General features: G+C 70.4%; 3 protein-coding genes. All 3 read left to right on the top strand.

Translation table 11 applies throughout. The features are described 5' to 3' along the window. Positions 1 to 62 precede the first annotated feature (62 nt). On the top strand, positions 63 to 1,061 hold the full coding sequence (gene mreC / locus K206_RS0134600) for a rod shape-determining protein MreC (protein ID WP_020206849.1): 999 nt from the start codon (positions 63 to 65) through the stop codon (positions 1,059 to 1,061). Beyond that, positions 1,058 to 1,570 carry a rod shape-determining protein MreD gene (gene mreD, locus K206_RS0134595; protein WP_020206848.1) on the top strand — a complete coding sequence of 171 codons (513 nt, stop codon included), beginning with the start codon at positions 1,058 to 1,060 and terminating at the stop codon, positions 1,568 to 1,570. Before mreC ends, mreD begins: the two co-directional genes overlap by 4 nt. 105 nt (positions 1,571 to 1,675) lie before the next feature. Beyond that, a partial coding sequence (gene mrdA, locus K206_RS0134590) for a penicillin-binding protein 2 (protein WP_020206847.1) occupies positions 1,676 to 3,786 on the top strand: 2,111 nt, incomplete at its 3' end.

Here is a 3,786-nt window from a genome sequence, read left to right as displayed (position 1 = left end):
GTGGCGGGCGGGCGGCGGCGCGCGCCCGGGGCCGGCAGACCTCCACGCCAGCGCACGGGTAAATGGATTACACTCCGCCGCCGCTCTTCAAGCAGGGCACTTCCGCCGTCGCGCGCCTCGTCTTCTATGTGACGATCGCGCTGGTGCTGCTCGTCGTCGACGCGCGCTTCGACGCGCTGCGCGTGGTGCGCCAGGTCGCCGCCACCGTGCTGATGCCGGTCGAGCGGACCGTGCTGGTGCCGCGCGACGCGCTGCGCGCCGTGTTCGACTACGCCCAGTCGTCGGCCGCGCTCGCCAGCGAGAACCGCGAACTGCGCCGCCGCGCCGTGACCGAGGCCGAGGGCTCGGTGCGCCAGTCCCAGCTCGAGTCCGAGAACAACCAGCTGCGCAAGCTGCTCGGCCTGCAGCAGCAGTCGGCCACGCCGGTGACGGCGGCCGAGATCCTCTACGACGCGCGCGACCCCTACAGCCAGCGCATCGTGATCGACCGCGGCAGCCAGCACGGCCTGCGCGCCGGTTATCCGGTGATCGACGAGCGCGGCGTGATCGGCCAGGTCACGCGGGTCTCGCCGTTCCAGTCCGAAGTCACGCTGCTGACCGACAAGGAACAGGCGATTCCCGTGCAGGTGGTGCGCAACGGGCTGCGCAGCGTGGCCTTCGGCGGCGCCCGCGCCGGCCTGCTCGACCTGCGCTTCATGGCCGCCTCGGCCGACCTGCAGCAGGGCGACCTGCTGGTGACTTCGGGCCTGGACGGCACCTACCCGCCGGGCCTGCCGGTGGCGAAGATCGTGCAGATCGAGCGCAAGGCCGACACCGCCTTCTCGCGCGTGTACTGCGAGCCGGTGGCCGGGGTGCGCTCGCACCGCCAGTTGCTGGTGATCCGCTACGAGGCGCAGCTGCCGCCGCGCGACACCATCGACGGCCCGCGCGACGCCCGCGAAAGCAAGGGCGGCAGGCCCGACCGGGCCGACCGCCCGGGCGTCAGGGACGCCGAGCGGGGCGGCGACCGGCCGGCCGAGAAACCGGCCGGCAAGCCCGCGGCCAAGGAGGCCACGCAGTGACCAATCCCCAATACCTGCTGCGCCCGGTCAACCCGGCGTTCATCGCGCTGAGCTTCGTGCTGGCGTTCCTGTTCAACCTGATGCCGTGGGGCGCCACGCTGTGGATTCCCGACATGGTGGCGCTGGTGCTGGTGTTCTGGAACATCCACCAGCCGCGCAAGGTGGGCATGGGCGTGGCGTTCGCGCTGGGCCTGCTGATGGACGTGCACGACGCGCGCCTGCTCGGCGAGCACGCCATCGCGTACACGCTGCTGGCCTATTTCGCCATCACCATCCACCGCCGCGTGCTGTGGTTCACGGTCTATACCCAGGCGCTGCACGTGGTGCCGCTGCTGTTCGTGGCGCACGCGGTGCCGGTGGTGATCCGCCTGGCGATGGGCGCGCCGCTGCCGGGCTGGCAACTGCTGCTGGCGCCCGGCATCGAGGCGCTGCTGTGGCCGCTGGCCACCAGCATGCTGCTGGCGCCGCAGCGGCGCAGCGCCGACGTGGACGAGACGCGGCCCATCTAGATCGGGCGCCGCGCCGCGCGCTGGCCGATGCAATGGCTTGACCCTCAACGAGTTCCGCCGCGCCCCTCGCGGGTGCGCGGCACACCGCAAGGCTGACGCAGTACCATGACCGAAATCCGCAATGTCGAACAGGAGCTCGGCCGCTTCCGCATCCGCGTGGCGGCCGCGGGCCTGTTCGCCGTGATCTGCTTCGGCCTGCTGTTCACGCGCTTTCTCTGGCTGCAGTGGTACAAGCACGACCAGTACTCGGCCAAGGCCGAGGACAACCGCATCTCGGTGGCGCCGATCGAGCCCAACCGCGGCATCATCATGGACCGCAACGGCGTGGTGCTGGCGCGCAACTATTCGGCCTATACGCTGGAAATCACGCCGTCCAAGCTGTCCGACACGCTCGACAACACCATCGAGGCGCTCAGCCAGGTGGTCGACATCCAGCCGCGCGACCGGCGCCGCTTCAAGCGGCTGATGGAGGAGTCGCGCAGCTTCGAGAGCCTGCCGATCCGCAGCCAGCTCAGCGACGAGGAAGTGGCGCGCTTTTCCGCGCAGCGCTTCCGCTTTCCCGGCGTGGACGTGCGCGCGCGGCTGTTCCGCCAGTATCCGATGGGCGAGTCCGCCTCGCACGTGATCGGCTACATCGGCCGCATCTCGCAGCGCGACCAGGAGCGCATCGAGGCGATGGACGAGGCCAACGACGCCGAGGGCGCCAAGTACGACCCGCGCAAGGACGCCGACAACTACAAGGGCTCCAACTACATCGGCAAGATCGGCATCGAGCAGAGCTACGAGACCGAGCTGCACGGCCTGACCGGCTTCGAGGAAGTGGAGGTGAGCGCGGGCGGGCGGCCGATCCGCACGCTCTCCACCTCGCCGTCCACGCCCGGCAACAACCTGATCCTGTCGCTCGACATCCGCCTGCAGCAGCTCGCCGAGGCGCTGTTCGGCGACCGGCGCGGCGCGCTGGTGGCGATCGAGCCGGCCACCGGCGACATCCTGGCCTTCGTCTCCAAGCCGACCTTCGACCCCAACCTGTTCGTCGAGGGCATCGACAGCAACACCTGGAACGAGCTCAACGGCTCGCCCGACAAGCCGCTGCTGAACCGCCCGCTGCGCGGCACCTACCCGCCCGGCTCGACCTACAAGCCGTTCATGGCGCTGGCCGCGCTCACCACCGGCAAGCGCACCGCGGCCTGGGGCTTCCACGACCCGGGCTCGTTCACGCTGGGCAACCACACCTTCCGCGACGACAAGCCGGGCGGCCACGGCTGGGTCGACATGCAGGCCTCCATCGTGCAGTCCTGCGACACCTATTACTACATGCTGGCGCGCGACATGGGCGTCAACGCCATCCACGATTTCATGAAGCCGCTCGGCTTCGGCCAGATCACCGGCATCGACATCGAGGGCGAGAGCCGCGGCATCCTGCCGTCCACCGACTGGAAGCGCCGCGCCTACCGCAAGCCCGAGCAGCAGAAGTGGTACGACGGCGAGACCATCTCGCTGGGCATCGGCCAGGGCTACAACAGCTTCACCATCCTGCAGCTGGCCAACGCGGTGTCGATCCTGGTCAACAACGGCACCGCGATGAAGCCCCACCTGGTCAAGGCGGTGGAGGATTCGGTGACGCGCGACCGCGCGCTCACGGTGCCCAAGGAAAGCTACCGCCTCTCGTTCAAGCAGGCCGACGTCGACGTGATCAAGCGCGCGATGGTCGGCGTGACGCATTCGGGCACGGCCGCGCGCGCGTTCGCCGGCGCCGCCTACGAATCCGCCGGCAAGACCGGCACCGCGCAGACCTTCACGATCGGCAAGAACGAGAAGTACAACCACCACGCGCTCGACGAGCGCAAGCGCGACCACGCGCTGTACACCGCCTTCGCCCCGGCCGACAACCCGAAGATCGCGCTGGCGATGATCGTGGAGAACGCCGGCTTCGGCGGCGCCGTGGCCGCGCCGATCGCGCGCAAGGTGATGGACTACTACCTGGTGGGCAAGTGGCCCGAGGAACTGGCGGCCATCGCCCCGCCGGCCGCCGAGCGCGCCGGCGGCAAGCCGCCCGTGGACACGCCCAGCGTGTTCACCACGGGCCACACCGCCAGCATCGCCAGCGCCACCGTGATGGGCGCCAGCGAGGCGGCCGCCACCAGCGCCAGCGCCAGCGCCGTCGCGGTGGCGGCGGTTGCCGGTGCGGCCGGCGCGGCCGGCGCGGCCAGCACGCC

The organism is Cupriavidus sp. WS (assembly GCF_000395345.1).
GTDB lineage: Bacteria > Pseudomonadota > Gammaproteobacteria > Burkholderiales > Burkholderiaceae > Cupriavidus > Cupriavidus basilensis_B.
This window is presented reverse-complemented; position numbering and strand designations above follow the sequence as displayed.